The 742-nt window shown below is 48.2% G+C and carries 1 protein-coding gene; it reads right to left on the bottom strand.

The genetic code is table 11. The features are described 5' to 3' along the window. Window positions 1-87: 87 nt before the first annotated feature. Window positions 88-742: phage terminase small subunit (gene gpM, locus A596_RS21520; RefSeq protein WP_039918807.1), on the bottom strand; the 655-nt coding region annotated here is incomplete at its 5' end.

The raw sequence follows: 742 nt of genomic DNA, 5'->3' as shown, positions 1-742 counted from the left end.
TTCAAGAAGGCGGTGGGAGAGAAACCGGCAAGGGAATAAATTACCTGGTCGGTTTCTCTCGCCGCCTGACGTCGCGGGCCGACTCGGTTATGCGCTACCAGCTTTTGGCTGTAAGCGCTCAATATCTTTTTTAACACCGCAATTTTTATCCAACTCCAATGCCCGAGTTAGCATTGCCAACGCACCTGCGTAGTTGCGCTGTACGGCGTACAGATAGCCAATGGTTTTGTACAGTTTTGCTCTGACTTGATCATGCATGTCATGCTGGGCAGTGAGCGTTTCAATCACCTGCAAATATTCAAGTTGCACGCGATGATCATCACTGATCGGGTTTTGGATATCGCCTTCTTTCCAGATTGGTTTGATATCTTTGCGCAACAATGTATCGGCAGTTTCTTCTACGAGAATTGTGGCCGCACTTCGCTGATATTGATCAGGCGATTGCAAATTGTGTGCGAGTGCATATTCCGCAATAGGAATGGCTTTAGCGATATCGCCGATATCCAGATACCAAATCATGACCGTCATTAACACATCGTCATTGGCACCGGTTCCGGCTTCCAATACGCCCGTAATGTATGGTTCATAGGTTGGAAGCATGTCGCGCTTGGCTTCTATTTTGCGCTCAATGCTTTTGATATCGGAAAGGCGGCGACGATCTTCAAGCAGTGCAGCTTTTGTCAACAAATAGGCGTCACTTGTTTGAGGTTCATCGTCACTTACAGCAGCCGCAGAAGCGGCC

This window comes from Cellvibrio mixtus subsp. mixtus J3-8, assembly GCF_000766945.1.
GTDB classification, from domain to species: domain Bacteria; phylum Pseudomonadota; class Gammaproteobacteria; order Pseudomonadales; family Cellvibrionaceae; genus Cellvibrio; species Cellvibrio mixtus_A.
Note: the sequence above shows the minus strand (reverse complement) of the source record. Positions and strands in the feature narration are given on the sequence as shown.